We start from the raw sequence: 13,761 nt of genomic DNA on the forward strand, positions 1-13,761 counted from the left end.
TCAACGAAGCCGCTGGTCATCCCCCTGTTGACCAGCGGCTTCGTCCTTTTCGAAGGACCTGACTGGCTCTCTCGGGCTGTCCCTTTTGTCGCCCAACGCGCACGTTGATAGCAGCGCTGATAGCAACGTCCATCAGGCGAGCCTCTCCCCGAGCAACTGGAGGGCCTTTCGCTTCTCGTCCAGCGACGTGTGGGCGTAGATCGTCATCGTCACGTCGATGGCGCTGTGGCCCACGATCTCCTGGACGATGTGCGGCGCGACTCCCTCGGTCAGTAAAAGCGTCACGCATGTGTGCCTCAAGTCGTGAAACCGAGGCAGCGGCTCGGGCAGGACCGTGCGCACCCGGTACCAGCTGCGGCGCAGGTTGTCCGGCTCCATCGGGGTGCCCACCTTTGAGGCGAACACCATGTCCGAGTCGTGCCAGTCGGGACCGGCTGCCAGCCGTTCCTTGCCCTGTGCGAGCTTGTGCGCCTTGAGTGCCTCGACGACCGGGGACGGCAGCGGAACTGTACGTCTGGACTTGCGGGTCTTGGGCGCCTTGAGCTGCAGCTGGCCACCTACACGTTGGAGGCTCTGCACGACCTGGAGAGACTCGGCCTCGAGGTCGACGTGCTGCCACTGCAGGCCCAGGAGCTCGCCCCGGCGAAGCCCTAGGTAGAGCGCAACGACGTAGAGAGCATGCAGCCGCTCCGACTTCGCCGCCTCCAACAGCTTCTTCGCCTCGTCAGGGTTGAGCCCATGGCCGACGACGTACTCGGGTGCCGGGATTTGCACTAGCTTGGCGACGTTGCGGGTCAGGAGCTCGTCGCGCATCGCGTTCTGCAGGCCGGCGCGCAGGACCGCGTGCGCGAACTGGACGCCACGGCGTTGCATGCCCTTGGCCGCGAGGTGCTGACACATGAGCCGGACGTCGCGGACGGTCAGGGCGCGGAGCTTCTTGTTGCCGATGAGTGGGCCCAGGTGCAACCGCACGACGAGCTCGTACCCCTGGTAGGTCTTGGGCGCTCGGTTCGGTTTGACCACCGTGTCGAGCCAGTGCTCGAGGTACGCCTGGACGGTCCAGTTCTCGACGGAGACGCGGACGCCGGCGTCGAACTCCTTCTGCAGGTCGCCCAGCTTCTTGCGGGCCTCTGCGCGTGTGCGGCCATAGACCACGACGCGCTTGCGGCCGCCGGTGTTGGTGTCTGCGTATGTCGCGCCGACCCATCGGCCCTGCTTCGTCTCGTAGACCGACCCTTCCCCGTTGGCACGCCGACTCATGCCGACTCCTCGACCATGCGCTTGACCATCTCCTCGCATGCCTGGACGGGCACGAGACGGCGCCGGCCAATCTTGATCGACGCCAGGATGCGCATCCGCATCAGGTCGTAGATCGTCGACCTTGTGACGCCGAGGATCTCGGCCGCCTCCTCTGGACTCAACAGCAGCTTCTCCACTCCACTCACCTCTCCCAGTTGGATTCCTTGTCGTGCGGGCTTCGAACCGTCAGTTGGCTCGTGCCATTGCGGCGGATCGCACGGCCTCGGCGGCTTGATCGAGCTGCAGGTAGCCGCGGCCGACGTAGACGAAGCTCGACACGAGCTCGAAACCCTCGGGAGCCGTCTCGTCGAGGACCTCTCGGATGTCTGCGTCAGGGTCGAGCGCTGCGGTCCGCGCCCGGAAGAGTCGTCGCGCACGCCGGATCTGTCCGAACGTCACGGAGTAGCGCCGCGACTTGGTGATCGGGTGGCCGCGGTAGCCCAGCGTGGAGTAGCGGTCGGCGATCCGGGCGTAGTCATCGCCCTCCCGGCTCAGCGCCTCGGCAGCTTGGATGATTCGCACGACGTGGGGCGTCGCCCCGAGCAGACGAGCATGCACGGCTGACCCGACCGTGCTGGGCAGCCCGAAGTCCTCGGTCGTCTTTGTCAGGTACTTGGCCAGGTAGGCGGCGACCTGTTCGGGGTGGACGCGGCTGCCTCGGCGGCCGGAGTCGCGACCCGCCCCGTCGCTGATCGTGCGTGCGTCTGCCTGCCTACCCCAGCGAAGCCGGTATGAGGCACTGTCACGCAGTGGAGTCGAGTCGAGGTATACCGCGGCGGCGGATGCCGCGACAGACGCCTCGAGTTCGGCAATGGTGAGCGGCAGCGAGCAGGCTGGTCCGTCAGGGCCGGCGGGGCCGTCGAGCCGAATCGGTGCGTGGACGTGGACGAGGCCGCGGGCCTGGAACTCGACGACCTTCGAGTACGAGATCCGACAGGCCCTGCGGAATTGGGTGATTTTGAGACCGGCGCGTTTTGCAAGGTCCCGTTGCAGAGCGATGGTGAAGCGCCGACACAGCTCGGGCGCGTGCCACTGCCACAGAACGTGTCCGAGGTAGTCGTAGCATTCCCAGCACAGGGGCTGACCAACCTGCCGGTCGTCGAGCGCATGACGCTTGCGGCACCACTGAGGACGGCCATGCGCGCACACGGGGCTGTCACGCCGCGCGCGGCAGGGGCCTTTGTCCCGCACCCCATGCACAGGCCCGAACGAGGGAGCGGTAAGCGTGACGAAGGTGCAGGGTCGGTCAGCGACCGACTCGGGCACACCCTTTCCACCCGCGAGACCGCACATGAGTAGGTGCCAGGCATCGCCTTTGTACTCCCGACTGCAGGTCGGACACACGCTGGCACGACGGTTGTTGCACCTGACGTACGTGTGTCCGTCGAGTTCTCCGGCGGAGCTGTACAGGGTCTGCACCTCGCCGGTGGCGGTGTTCACCATTTGCTTCGAGCCCTGCAGGCGCACCGGGCGCGCACAGCCAGAAGCGCGCCGTTCGGCTGACTCGAGCCCGGCTGAGCCCAGGAGCGAGTCAGATGGTCCCGAGTCGCGACGTGTCGCACTCATGCTCGCCCCTCGACATCGAGCGCTCGTGGCTAGCTTCCTCGGGCAGCGGCTTCATCAGGCCGCTCCCTGCTGATCAGTCTGGGTGCGGCGACGGAGGCCGGCGGAGAGGACGTCCCCGAGTGCATGGCCTCGCATCAGCCGGCCTTCAAGTGGCCGACGCTGGCTGGGGGTGAGTCCACCGCTGATGCCGTATTCCTCACGGAAGACCAGAGCGGAAGCGAGGCACATCGCTCGGACTGGGCACTCATGGCAGAGCGAGATGGCACGCCGAGCCGACGAGGTGTCGGACTCCTGGAACCACAGCTCAGGGTCGACGCTCGAGCAGATCGCATCGCGCATCCACGTCGGCTCGAGGAGCGACTGCAGACTCGGCCCACGCTTCGTGTTCAGGCATTTGATCGGCTGGCCGTAGTCACGCAACCAGTTTCCGGGAGTCGCCTGGGCCCGGACGTAGGCCATGGGTTGGCGGTGCTGGGTCGTCGCTCGCACACTCATGACGCCTCCAAGGTGTTGGTCGGCGGGTAATAGCCCTGCCGGCTGATGTCGGTCTGCGCGAAGTCGAGCACCTCACCAAGACGACTTGCGTGTCCGGCCGCGACGCGCATGCTGTCCATGGCGTAGGCGACGCTCTCCTCGGGGTTGCCGCCGTCCTCCTCGAAAACCGCGTAGACCGCCAACGAGGAGGCCAGGGAACGTGCAAGCTGGCGAAGCGCTTGCTCGAGGCCGTAGCCGAGGCACTTGAGATCGCCAAGGATCTCGAACATCTGTGGCGCCGGAATCGCGGGCGATCCCACTGTCAGATGGTTGATGCCACGGATGGCTTCGGTCGCGGCATGGGCGAGCTCGCACTCCTCCGCGCCTGCCGGCCCTGTCGGCTGTTGCATGTCGTTCGTCGTCATGAGGGGCCTCCTTCAGGAGTGGGCCGCATCGTCGCCGGCAGGTCTGCCGTGGTCAGAACGGGCTCACCAGTTTTGTGGGTGTTGGTCCGGTTCGCCCGTTGAGTAGTGACGCCGTCCACCAGGCGAGCGATGGCCTGGTCGTCGAGGTATGCGGCACGGACGCGAAGGATCTCCCGCGTGCCGTCGGTGCGGACGTACGCGACCCCAGGAGTCAGCTCGCTGATCTCGTCGGCTCGCGCGCCGTCGTCGCGAGCGGAGTCGCCCAGGACCATGGCGACCTGGACGGGGTTGTCCAACCGCATGGCAACCCGCGTCGGGAAGAGGTCTCGCCACCCGACGATGTCCTTGCCTGGGTCCTGCACTGCAGCGACAACGGTGATCCCACAGGCCCTGCCCTGCGTCAGGAGCAGCCCGAGGGCCGTGTCGATGCGCCGGGTCACTGAGCGGTCTGCAAACGCCGTTAGGGTCGCCAGCTCGTCCAGGATTGCGATGATGTGCGGCGACTCCGCGGTCCGCTGGTGGAGTCGGGCACCGGAGTCAGCCAGATCCTTCGATCGGGCGTCCTTGACCTCGACCAGGTCCTCGAGGAGACGACACATGTCCTCGGGCGAAGCGTCCTCGTAGCGGCTGAACAGCGCGCGGCCGGGACGAAGTTCCATCCCGCCCTTCGGGTCGACAGCCCAGATCTGCACGTCCTCACTGGCCAGACCGCGCGAGACTCCTTGCAGAAGTGACCACAGGACCGAGCTCTTTCCGGCACCAGTAGCGCCCGCGACCAGAAGATGCGTGCCGGCCAGCTTCAACTGCCAACCCGTCCCGTCCTCGCAGGCTCCGACCGGTACCGCGGCCAGGTCGACGAGGCCCATCGAAGGCAACGGGTCGACGACACCGCGAAGCGTGTCTCTGCGTGCCAGTTCGAGCCAGCAGCGCCCGGGGCGATCCGCCCGAACCCGTGCATGAAGACACCCGGTTGCGTGGGCGATCGCCTCCGCGCGGGCGGCGACGTCGGCCGGGACCAACCCATTGGGCAGACGCAACAGCAGTCGGTCCGTGCCGTGACCCGTGGCGCGGACCCTGAGGACGCGGACGGAGCCATCGGTAGACCGGCGCCCACCCACACGTCCGCTGCGCCCGCGCTGCCCGGGATAAACGACGAGATCTACGCTCCGGGCAATGCGTGGCCAACGGACTCGGTAGTAGGGGGAACGGATCAGCGTCAGCAGGCGCACTGCGACATACCGTCTGTAGCTGGTCGGGTGCCACAGGCGCCAGACGGCGAGGCCGAGGGTGATCGCGACAAGACCAAGGGACAAGCTGCGCCACCCGAAAAAGAGCAGCCATCCAATGGCCACGAGGGCAGCGCCAGCCTGGAGCGGGAAGCGAACCAAGGCCGTCAGCGTGGCCACGACCGCGCGGACGAGGCCCCAGCCGCTCCAAAGGATCGCCTCTAGTGCGATGGCCGGAATGTCGTCGCTGCCGAGCAGCCCCTCCTGTCGGTTGCGATCACGGTGGCTCATCGGCGTACCTCTCTGAGGAGCGCGCGACGAGTTACGCCGATCTCCATCACCATGAAGCTCATGGCGTCGGACAGCCGGCGGCATACGTCTTGAAGCTCCTCGTTGGGCGCGCCCCTTAGGCGTCGGGCGAACCGTGCGTAATCCGCCGCTGCGTCGATCGCATCCCGCTGGAGTGCGCTCATCGCCTCCTCGAGGGCCGAGTTCGACACGTCGAGAAAGCTGCTCCACTCCGGAGCCGTCCCGAGGTCCCGGACAGTCATGCTGAACCTCGGCTGATCTGCCGGATGGCGATCTGCAGGCATTCGACCGCTTGTGTCATCGACCTCGTGGCGGACCTGATCGACAGGAGCAGCTCGTCGTCGGGTGCATCCCTGAACGCTGCGTAGAGGGCACGGAGCTCCTCCTCCATGTCCTGGAGCCGGCGCAGACGTTGCTGAAGAGCGCGATCGACGAAACCGTGGTGGACGCCGAACGCTTCAGCCCATGCAGTGGAGTCAGCCGTGTACATCCCACGTCACCGGCCTACGCGGCCTTGTTCGGCGGGGTGGCTGTCTGCGATGGCTGGCTGTCGGTTGCCTTGCTCGCTGCCGACTTGCCCGGGGCGGACATGCCATCTGCACGCAGGGACCAGGCGGCCTGAGCCGCGCAGCGGTGTGACCGACCGTCCTCGGGGGGCCGGCACTTCGACGAATCCACCCACAGGGTCGCGGTCAGGTTCTCAAACACGACACTCGTGAACGGGGACGTGCCGTCGCCGGCCGGCGGAACCGGCTGGACCTTGGCGAGCATCTTGACCGACACGGTACGGTCCTTCTTCCGTGCTTCGGGGTCAGCGTCGATGACGTCGATCGACCACATGGGAAGGCCTGTGTCAGCGTCGATCTGCTGGACGCGGTTCTCCCTTGTGGAGCGGTCAAAGTCGATGACCGGAACGACCTCCGACACGATGTACGCGCCGTGAGGAAACACCTCGTCGTGGCCGAGCTTGAGCTTGCGTGCGACTGCCATCTCGATCTCCTCAGACTGGCAACGATGCCCTATGCATCACTGCATAGGGCAATGCTATGCACATGTGCATGAATCGCGCGAAGAGACGTCTGCATCTGCGTGTCGGACCGACCAGGATCAGCGGTAGGACCCACAAGGCCGGCTGTCATTTGTCAGCAATTTCCGGACACGGCCGCCCGGCCATGTGCACAGTTGACGTCATGCCGCTGACTGCGCTCCACGCGACCGCAGGCGCCCTTGACCTGACCGCGCCGGATGTGGGCGCGATTCCCTGGGAACAGTTCCATCGGACTCGCCCACGAGCTCCGCTGACATGCCGGGAGTGCGGTCACGGGCTCCATGCGAAGGTGTCCCGTCTGGGCACGCGCTTCTTCGCGCATGACGCCGGAGCGCCGGAGTGTTCGCTGACCGGCGAGACGATGGCTCACCGCATGTTGAAGATGGAGCTTGCCACTGCGATTCGCTCAGCCGGGTGGCATGCCGAGCTCGAAGTCCCGGGCACGGGGTGGCGAGCCGATGTGTTGGCGACAAGTCCGGACGGCCAAACGCGGATGGCTTGGGAAGCGCAGCTGGCGTCGACCACCGCTCAAGATTTGACCAAGCGCACTGCGACGATGGCGGCCGAAGGCGTCGACGTGTGCTGGGTCAGCGACAAGAACACTCCATGGATGGGGCAAGTGCCATCCATACAAGTGCGAAGTCCAGGCGGGAGCGAGCACGCGACGAACAGCGGCCTAGCTGTGATTGCTGGTCCTGCAGTCTTCGATCCGCTGTGGTGCGAACGCCTCCACCGCTGCCACCGAGTCAATACGCCATATGGTCGACCTCCCGGACCGTGCGCCGGGCACGGCCATTGGACGGCACTTGGGCACCCGATGGATTTGCACCGTTTCGTTCAGCACGTCCTCAGAGGAGCCGTGAAGGCGGTTCGAAGCTCGACAGCCTTACACCTAGGGTTCGACCGTTACAACGCCGGTCCATACGTGTGGACCACCCACCCCCACTGGGCTGCCGAACAAAAGCAACTTCAGGCACAGGCCGCAAGGGATGCATGGGTCGCCGACCGCGGACCCCATTGGGACGCCATCCCGTCACAACGCGCCCTGCATGAGGCCGCCAAAGCCGCACTTCTGGCTCGACAGGCTGTCCTTCGTCCCCTAGCGGTGGAGTTTGTCGCTCAACAAGCCGGCGGCCCTGTCGGCGTTCGCGACCCCGACCCGGATTGGGCGATGGGTACACCCCTGTACGTGGATGATCTCGCCCAAGCCGTCATCAGTCCCGTTGCGAGCCGGATCAACGACCAGATTAAGCAGCGCTTGGCGGCGGTGACCGTCATCGTTGCCAGCACGAAGGAGCGAAATCGCCTCGCCAAGGCATGCGCGGATGAGCAGCGATTTGAGCAGTTCGAGGTGGAAACAGCCGAGTCGATGAAGCCATCCACCGCGATCAGTGTCCAGAAAGCTTCAGGCCGCCTCTTTCTGCGCCACTGATGACCGACGAGACCAGGGAGTCATCAGGCTCAAGGTGTGCAGCGTGGGTACTGCCCGCACGAGGAAAGCGGCTTGCTCGGCTGTCGTGCCAGGAGCGGCTAGTCCGGACGTGAGCTGCTGCTAGCGCGGGTGTGACCAACGCGGTCTACCGCGCCGCATCGTCAGTGTGGCGGTTGGCTAGTGCATCGCGGCCGTTGCATCCAGCACCCGTTCGGCGTACCGGTCTGCCGCACGGCGCACCCGCGTCTCGCTCGGAACCAGCCACCACCACATCCCGACCAGAGCGCAGACGCCGGCGAGGGCTAGCGTGGTGCCGACGGAGACGTGGCCGCTACGCGAGCCGACGACAGCGCCTGCCCACAGGGCGAGCACGCCACATCCGGACGTGGTCAGGGCGACGGCGCGAAGCCCCAGCGCGTTGCGTTCGAAGCCGTAGGTCTTCAGCTCCGCCCACACAACTGGGAACTTGGCGCGGTCCCGGGTGTTCTCGATGAGCCAACGCACGGCGGCCTCGTAGGTCTGCACGGTCGAGTCACTCAAATTTGGGCCGGTCGGCAAGCTGATACCACTGACGCGCTCGAGGCGGCCCCGACGCTGGCGCAGCAGCTCCCCGCCCTGGCCATCTGGCGTCGGGATCAACTTCAAGGTGGTTGGAGGCGCTCCCCACTTGGCGAAGAGCGTCTTCTCGACGGCTCGTCCGCGATCGGCGACCTGCTTGGCCACGACCATCGGCGCCCCAATCGCCAGCAGCACTGCGACGATCCCGGCCAAGACGGGGTTGTCCTGCACTCCGAACCCGATCGCGACGAGGACGAGAGGGAGGACTGTGAGCAAAGCCGGCACCAGCCGGGCTTCGCGGTCGTACTCGTCAAGCCAGCGGCCCCAGTTCATCCCTCAGCTCCTTCTCCGTAGGCACGCCCAGTTCATGCGGTTGCCGAGCTGAGCGGCGGCAGGGTGTGCAGGCGGTCCCCATCGCGATCGTCGATCCAGATCTCGCCATCCGCCCAGATGCGGGCGGTGATGGTGCCGTTGTAGCGGGTGGAAAGGACGGTGGCGTCGTGCTTGCGGTACTCGTCGGAGGCGTCGGTGGAGGGCTTCTTCCCAACCGAGCAGATGACGAACTCGGGGTCCATGGCGTTGACGGCGGTCTCGCTGTAGCCGGACTCGCGGCCGTGATGAGCGGCCTTGAGGATGTCGCAGTCGAGTTCGCCCTCGTCGTAGTCGGCTTCGATGCTGTCCCAAGCGGGCTTCTCGGCGTCGCCCGGGAGGATGACTCGGCGGCCGCCGTAGTCGAGGCGCAGCACGTAGGAGGAGTTGTTGTAGTGCTCGATGCGGTCGCAGTAGTCGACCAGGTCCTGCGTGGGACCCAGGATGGTCAGGCCGTCCTCGGTCCAGTAGTCGCCGGTCTCGTCGCGCAGGCGCGCGTGGACGGAGTGCGTGGTGCCGTCGCCATGGTTGCCCTTGCGCAGCTGCTGGTAGGCGAGCCAGTCGTTCCAGTCGTAGTGGTTCTTGTCGAAGCTGGACTCGGTGAAGGTCTTGGCGTGCTGGGTGTCCCAGAAGTTGTACAGGGCGACTTGCTCACCCCAGAACAGCGAGGCAAGCCCACTCATGTGGTCCATATCCGGGTGGGTCTGGATGTACCGGAAGAGGGAGCGGTTGTCGAAGTTCGCGCGCCAGTACTCGCGCGGGTCGTCGAGGAGGCTCTTGTAGTACTCCTCCCAGCTGCGGGACGTGTAGCTGCCGGTTCGGAACTGCGACAGGCTGAGGCCCTTGGCTTCGGCGAGGGCGACCTCGTCGTCTTCGGGAAGGGCCTTGCTGTTGTTGATGTCGATCATCGTGAGACGCCCCGACGGGTGCTCGATGATGGTGCAGTCACCGTGACCGACGTTCAGAAAGTGGATCGTGGTGCTCTCCATGCCGGGACTCCGTCCGCGAGTAGTTGAAGTGATTGCTCAAGTCCGCACTTACATTTTCGACACGATCCTACCCCCGGTTCCGCACGGATTCGGGAGTAACGTCTCGGACATTTCTGGCGAGCGTCTTTGGAACGTGGGGCCGGGCGAGGCAGACTGGCCATGATGGCCGCACCCCCGCGGGAGACAGAAGGAGTTTGGTGGCAACCGTAGGAACGTTCCAGCCGGGCCGGCTCCGGCTCGCTCGGGAGTTGGAGAGCAAGAGTCAGGCGGACCTCAGTGGCCCGGCGGACGTCACGCCGGCGGCCATCTCCCAGTTCGAGTCAGGGGACGCGAAGCCGTCGAGCGACACGTTGGGTCTCTTGGCGCGAGCGCTGGACGTTCCGGTCGAGTTCCTTTGTTTGCCGATGGAGGAGACCCACGAGGGGTTCTTCAGAAGCTTGCGCAAGAGTTCGGTTGCGCAGCGGCGACGCGCTCGTTCCCTGGCTCACCTGGTGCACGACCTTGCGGTCGCTCCGGAGGGAGACTCCGTTCTCAAGCCGCTGTCGTTGCCGCGGTTGGCGGTACACACTCTCGATGTCGACTCGCCTCTGGTTCCCCAAGCCGCGCGCATGGTGCGATCCGCCTGGGGTTTGCCTCGGGGCCCGGTGCCAGATGTCGTCGCTGCACTTGAGGGGCATGGCGTTCTCGTCCTACGCCTGCCCCTGGACGCAGCCGAGGTCGACGCATTCTCACTACCCTTCCCAGACCGTCCGGTTGTCGTCTTAAGTGCCGATAAGGGCGATCGGGGGCGGTCCCGATTCGACGCGGCACATGAGCTCGGCCATCTGGTCATGCACGGCCAGTCCGTCTGGGGTGTGAAGGAGGTCGAGACGCAGGCGCACAAGTTCGCGGCCGAGTTCTTGATGCCAGCGGATGACATTCGTGCCGAACTGCCGGCGCGAGCCGACTGGGCGCAGTTGTTTGAGCTCAAACAGCGCTGGCATGTCTCCATCGCGGCGTTGTTGATGAGAGCCAAAGACCTTGAGGTGATGTCCCCGTCCGCCTACACGACCGCAATGAAGGGCATCTCTGCCCGTGGGTGGCGCCGCTCTGAACCGATTCAGCTTGGCGTTCCGGAGGGCCCAACGATCACGACGCACCTGCTCAAGGTCGCGAACGCGAATGCGACCTGGTTTCCTCGAGCGCTGATGCCTGCCCTGGAGAGGTCCATCTGCAGCTACGACATGTCTCCCCGCTCGCGTGGCTAGGTGAAGATCACGCCGCGGACGACGCCGCCGCGGTAGTTCAGGACGAGCTTGTCGTTACGTGGTGGCGCGCGCCACTGCCTAAGGACGTTGAAGGATCGCTCGATGACGGCCAACGTGGAGTACGGCGGTGGTTGCCGACCATAGCCACCGAGGCCAGCGCGGTCGCAGACCCCACCTCGTCAACTGATGGCTGGCTCGGATATCGCTGTGGCCCACCCACATGACCAGCGCGCTGGCCCCACCGCCACATGGCCGCGCAGTCGCTGCTGCAGGGCACCTCGACCCGGCGTAGCCTCAGCGCCGCTGAGGCCTCCGAGCACACGAGCTGACCATGAGTCGGCACGATAGGGACCGCCTCTCAAGGCAGTCCGGGCGGCGAACGGCGAACTAGGGCTCACTAGGGCTCATCGGCAGATCCGGTTGAGTATTCACTCGCTAACCGCTCACACGTCCTCTGCATAGTGGCTACCTGAGCCCGTTGCTGGCCTTCCTTTGGATCTCAGGGGGAGCCGAACGGCGCATTACAAGCATCAGGAGTGAGCCAAAACCCGCTATTGCGCTGGCGGACAGGATTGGCCAGGCCAAACTCGTGCCGTTGGCAATAAGCCCGCCGCATATCGCCCCAAGCGCCGCCATGCCAATGCCGGCCACGCGGGTTGTGGCACTGACCCGACCCATGAGCGCATCGGGAGTGAGTCGCTGACGCGCCGTACCCCCCAGCACCGTCACGGTCATCGATGCCGCTCCGACCAGCGCGAGAGCAACTCCAGCGATCCATCCGTTGGGCGCAACGAACAGCAGCAACCAACCCAGCCCCTGTGCCAACAGACCCGCTGCGTATATCGCACGTGCTGTGAAGTGTCTGCGTGACTTGGGCACGAGGTAACCGGCCACAAGTCCCCCGACTGCGGACGTCGCCAAGAGCGCGCCAAACCATCCCTCAGGCACGTGCAGGCGGTCACGCGCGAACAGGACCAGAGTTGAGAAGGCGACGTTGTAGATGAAGTTGAATGTGGCCATGCCGATCGTGAGCCGTCGAAGTTCCCCATGGCGCACGAGATAGCCGAGCCCTTCTCGTACGGAACGGAAAACCGGAGGATGCGCGCCCGTGCGAACTGGCGGTGCCATTCGTCCCAGTCCGACAAGCAGCGCAGCGGAGATGAGGAATGCCAGCGAATTGCCGAAGAACGGAATGGAGGCGCCGAGCGCGAACAATGCTGCGCCAAGGGGCGGTCCGATCAGGCTTCGCCCCAAGAGATCCAGGGACCAGATCTGACCGTTTGCGGTGGCGAGCCGGCGCTGGTCGCGGCCCACGACGAGAGGTAGTGCTGATTGGGCCGCGGGGTCGAAGAAGCAACCAGCAACGCCGAGGAAGAAGACGCAAGCAACGAGGACCCACAGCTGCGCAGCCTCGGTTAGGACCGCCACCGCTAGGGCGCCAACGATCAGGGCTCGCGCCAGGTCGGCGACCACCATGGTGATGCGCCGGGGCCACCGATCCACGAGCGCGCCCGCGGGAAGGCCTACGACCAGCCATGCGGCATACGTGGCGGCGACCGTCAATGAGACTTGGAGTGGGTCACTGGTCAGACGGGCAGCGAGCAGCGGCACAGCCGCAAGCACCATGCCTTGGCCTGCGATGGAGACGCCGGTGGAGGCCAGCAGCCGGTTAAGACCTCGCCCTGGCGAAGCATCGACCGACTGCTGGTCTTCCATGGCTTCGGTCATCCCGACGTCTTGAGGGCGTCGTAGTCGAACTCTCCGTCGACGACTCCACCGACGAACGCGCGCCACTCAGCCTCGGTGAACTCGAGGATCGGACCGCGGCCATTAGCCTTCGTGTCCCGGACTCCGATCAGACCTGCAGACTGCGCGACTTCGACGCAGGCGCCCGTGTCGCTGTGCACGGACTTTCGCCAGACCGCGGCGCTCCAGTCGGGTTCCATCACTTCCCCTTTCGTTGGGTCACGTCGCCCAGTGGCGCCGTGCGTCCTCGATCGCCTTGCGTGAATCCGCGGCGTCGAGAGCGTCCTTGTGCAGCCCCCGGAAGAGCTTCTGGTATGCCGTGATGTCGCGTTCAGAGGACAGGTAGAGATCGGCGGTCTGAGCCTCGCAGAGGACAACCGGTGATCCCTTCCTGAAGTCGTAGAGCACGAAGGAGCCGACCGCGAATGTAGGAACTGCTCCGCCGAGCTTGAGCACGCGCACGTCGGCGTAGCCGGCTTCGAGCAGCTCGAGCAAGTGCGACATCTGGTCGGCCATGTCCGCCGACGTCGATCGCGGAGAACGCAGGAGCACGGATTCGTCCAGCACCGCCTCGTAGCGAACGCCGCGACGCTCAGCTAGGAGCCGCTGCCGCTCGAGTCGTGCCGGCACCACCATGTCGGCATTCAGGCCCGCTGCCTGACAGACGGCCGTGGCATACGCGGCGGTCTGCAGCAGTCCAGGGATCCAAGCCGTCTGATATTGCCGCAGCCGCCTGACGCGGGTTTCCACAGCTTCGACCGCCGCCTGTCGCCGTGGAACTCCCCCCGCACTGACGACCCAAGCACCCTCGAGACCGCTGCTTCGAGCCACTGAACCGAGGATCTCGGCCCGAACCTCCTCGGCGACACCGTAGTAGGCAAGCAGCTCAGCCACCTCGCCGACAGACGCCCCGAAGCGGCCAGTCTCCACCCGGGAGATCTTTGACTGCGACCACCCGAGGTCACGGGCCACAGCCGACCCGGAGATGCCCGCTGCCTCCCGGATCCGTCGCAGCTCGAACCCAACGTCTGCCATCTCATCCTTCCATGCACTCATGAATAGGACGACGATAT

The 13,761-nt window shown here is 65.6% G+C and carries 16 protein-coding genes; 2 read left to right on the forward strand and 14 right to left on the reverse strand.

From position 1 onward, the window contains the following. Positions 1-132 precede the first annotated feature (132 nt). The 9 genes from IEY30_RS13875 to IEY30_RS13915 are packed head-to-tail and all read right to left on the reverse strand — an operon-like array spanning position 133 to position 6,289. The gene (locus tag IEY30_RS13875; RefSeq protein WP_030199462.1) at positions 133-1,260 is read right to left on the reverse strand and encodes a site-specific integrase; all 1,128 of its coding nucleotides are present in this window, start codon (positions 1,258-1,260) and stop codon (positions 133-135) included. After that, entirely contained in the window at positions 1,257-1,436 is a 180-nt protein-coding gene (locus tag IEY30_RS13880) for a helix-turn-helix domain-containing protein (protein WP_030199459.1), read from the reverse strand. The genes IEY30_RS13875 and IEY30_RS13880 overlap by 4 nt, the downstream gene beginning before the upstream one ends. A gap of 49 nt (positions 1,437-1,485) precedes the next feature. Beyond that, positions 1,486-2,865, reverse strand: a complete 1,380-nt coding sequence (locus IEY30_RS13885) for a replication initiator (RefSeq protein WP_308423759.1) — start codon at positions 2,863-2,865, stop codon at positions 1,486-1,488. Positions 2,866-2,919: 54 nt separating this feature from the next. After that, on the reverse strand, positions 2,920-3,360 hold the full coding sequence (locus IEY30_RS22265) for a WhiB family transcriptional regulator (RefSeq protein ID WP_081920515.1): 441 nt from the start codon (positions 3,358-3,360) through the stop codon (positions 2,920-2,922). Continuing rightward, positions 3,357-3,764, reverse strand: coding sequence for a hypothetical protein (locus IEY30_RS13895; RefSeq protein ID WP_052358601.1), 408 nt, complete (start codon positions 3,762-3,764; stop codon positions 3,357-3,359). The genes IEY30_RS22265 and IEY30_RS13895 overlap by 4 nt, the downstream gene beginning before the upstream one ends. Further along, on the reverse strand, positions 3,761-5,281 hold the full coding sequence (locus IEY30_RS13900) for an FtsK/SpoIIIE domain-containing protein (RefSeq protein WP_052358600.1): 1,521 nt from the start codon (positions 5,279-5,281) through the stop codon (positions 3,761-3,763). The genes IEY30_RS13895 and IEY30_RS13900 overlap by 4 nt, the downstream gene beginning before the upstream one ends. Beyond that, positions 5,278-5,541, reverse strand: coding sequence for a hypothetical protein (locus tag IEY30_RS13905; RefSeq protein ID WP_030199444.1), 264 nt, complete (start codon positions 5,539-5,541; stop codon positions 5,278-5,280). Before IEY30_RS13905 ends, IEY30_RS13900 begins: the two co-directional genes overlap by 4 nt. Continuing rightward, the gene (locus IEY30_RS13910; RefSeq protein ID WP_030199441.1) at positions 5,538-5,789 is read right to left on the reverse strand and encodes a hypothetical protein; all 252 of its coding nucleotides are present in this window, start codon (positions 5,787-5,789) and stop codon (positions 5,538-5,540) included. Before IEY30_RS13910 ends, IEY30_RS13905 begins: the two co-directional genes overlap by 4 nt. A gap of 14 nt (positions 5,790-5,803) precedes the next feature. Continuing rightward, on the reverse strand, positions 5,804-6,289 hold the full coding sequence (locus IEY30_RS13915; protein ID WP_030199438.1) for a hypothetical protein: 486 nt from the start codon (positions 6,287-6,289) through the stop codon (positions 5,804-5,806). 200 nt (positions 6,290-6,489) lie between these two features. On the opposite strand from IEY30_RS13915, the gene IEY30_RS13920 reads away from it, so the two are divergent. Then, positions 6,490-7,779: a competence protein CoiA family protein gene (locus IEY30_RS13920; protein ID WP_162181010.1), complete on the forward strand. Its 1,290-nt coding sequence runs from the start codon at positions 6,490-6,492 to the stop codon at positions 7,777-7,779. A gap of 177 nt (positions 7,780-7,956) precedes the next feature. On the opposite strand, the gene IEY30_RS13925 is transcribed toward IEY30_RS13920, so the two are convergent. Together IEY30_RS13925 and IEY30_RS13930 are read right to left on the reverse strand one after the other, a co-directional pair. Further along, a complete protein-coding gene (locus IEY30_RS13925; RefSeq protein ID WP_030199433.1) occupies positions 7,957-8,670 on the reverse strand; it encodes a hypothetical protein in 714 nt (237 codons plus the stop codon). Positions 8,671-8,702: 32 nt separating this feature from the next. Further along, positions 8,703-9,695 (reverse strand): ComEC/Rec2 family competence protein, encoded by a 993-nt coding sequence (locus IEY30_RS13930; RefSeq protein WP_052358599.1) that lies wholly within the window; start codon positions 9,693-9,695, stop codon positions 8,703-8,705. Positions 9,696-9,892: 197 nt separating this feature from the next. Between IEY30_RS13930 and IEY30_RS13935 the strand changes: the two genes are divergently transcribed. Next, positions 9,893-10,942, forward strand: coding sequence for an XRE family transcriptional regulator (locus tag IEY30_RS13935; RefSeq protein ID WP_052358598.1), 1,050 nt, complete (start codon positions 9,893-9,895; stop codon positions 10,940-10,942). Between the two features lie 465 nt (positions 10,943-11,407). On the opposite strand, the gene IEY30_RS13940 is transcribed toward IEY30_RS13935, so the two are convergent. From IEY30_RS13940 to IEY30_RS13950, 3 genes are read right to left on the reverse strand one after another with little or no spacing between them, the layout of a single operon-like run. Continuing rightward, positions 11,408-12,670 (reverse strand): MFS transporter, encoded by a 1,263-nt coding sequence (locus IEY30_RS13940; protein ID WP_030199423.1) that lies wholly within the window; start codon positions 12,668-12,670, stop codon positions 11,408-11,410. Next, positions 12,667-12,888 (reverse strand): DUF397 domain-containing protein, encoded by a 222-nt coding sequence (locus tag IEY30_RS13945; protein WP_030199421.1) that lies wholly within the window; start codon positions 12,886-12,888, stop codon positions 12,667-12,669. The genes IEY30_RS13940 and IEY30_RS13945 overlap by 4 nt, the downstream gene beginning before the upstream one ends. 19 nt (positions 12,889-12,907) lie before the next feature. Next, positions 12,908-13,744: a helix-turn-helix domain-containing protein gene (locus tag IEY30_RS13950; protein ID WP_162181009.1), complete on the reverse strand. Its 837-nt coding sequence runs from the start codon at positions 13,742-13,744 to the stop codon at positions 12,908-12,910. Positions 13,745-13,761: the final 17 nt, after the last annotated feature.

It is taken from the genome of Terrabacter tumescens (assembly GCF_014646815.1).
GTDB classification, from domain to species: domain Bacteria; phylum Actinomycetota; class Actinomycetes; order Actinomycetales; family Dermatophilaceae; genus Terrabacter; species Terrabacter tumescens.

Excerpts from the sequence above, each read along its gene's own strand:
- IEY30_RS13875 (WP_030199462.1), bottom strand. The coding sequence starts at position 1,260 with ATGAGTCGGCGTGCCAACGGGGAAGGGTCGGTCTACGAGACGAAGCAG.
- IEY30_RS13885 (WP_308423759.1), bottom strand. The coding sequence starts at position 2,865 with ATGAGTGCGACACGTCGCGACTCGGGACCATCTGACTCGCTCCTGGGC.
- IEY30_RS22265 (WP_081920515.1), bottom strand. The coding sequence starts at position 3,360 with ATGAGTGTGCGAGCGACGACCCAGCACCGCCAACCCATGGCCTACGTC.
- IEY30_RS13895 (WP_052358601.1), bottom strand. The coding sequence starts at position 3,764 with ATGACGACGAACGACATGCAACAGCCGACAGGGCCGGCAGGCGCGGAG.
- IEY30_RS13900 (WP_052358600.1), bottom strand. The coding sequence starts at position 5,281 with ATGAGCCACCGTGATCGCAACCGACAGGAGGGGCTGCTCGGCAGCGAC.
- IEY30_RS13905 (WP_030199444.1), bottom strand. The coding sequence starts at position 5,541 with ATGACTGTCCGGGACCTCGGGACGGCTCCGGAGTGGAGCAGCTTTCTC.
- IEY30_RS13910 (WP_030199441.1), bottom strand. The coding sequence starts at position 5,789 with ATGTACACGGCTGACTCCACTGCATGGGCTGAAGCGTTCGGCGTCCAC.
- IEY30_RS13915 (WP_030199438.1), bottom strand. The coding sequence starts at position 6,289 with ATGGCAGTCGCACGCAAGCTCAAGCTCGGCCACGACGAGGTGTTTCCT.
- IEY30_RS13920 (WP_162181010.1), top strand. The coding sequence starts at position 6,490 with ATGCCGCTGACTGCGCTCCACGCGACCGCAGGCGCCCTTGACCTGACC.
- IEY30_RS13925 (WP_030199433.1), bottom strand. The coding sequence starts at position 8,670 with ATGAACTGGGGCCGCTGGCTTGACGAGTACGACCGCGAAGCCCGGCTG.
- IEY30_RS13930 (WP_052358599.1), bottom strand. The coding sequence starts at position 9,695 with ATGGAGAGCACCACGATCCACTTTCTGAACGTCGGTCACGGTGACTGC.
- IEY30_RS13940 (WP_030199423.1), bottom strand. The coding sequence starts at position 12,670 with ATGACCGAAGCCATGGAAGACCAGCAGTCGGTCGATGCTTCGCCAGGG.
- IEY30_RS13945 (WP_030199421.1), bottom strand. The coding sequence starts at position 12,888 with ATGGAACCCGACTGGAGCGCCGCGGTCTGGCGAAAGTCCGTGCACAGC.
- IEY30_RS13950 (WP_162181009.1), bottom strand. The coding sequence starts at position 13,744 with ATGAGTGCATGGAAGGATGAGATGGCAGACGTTGGGTTCGAGCTGCGA.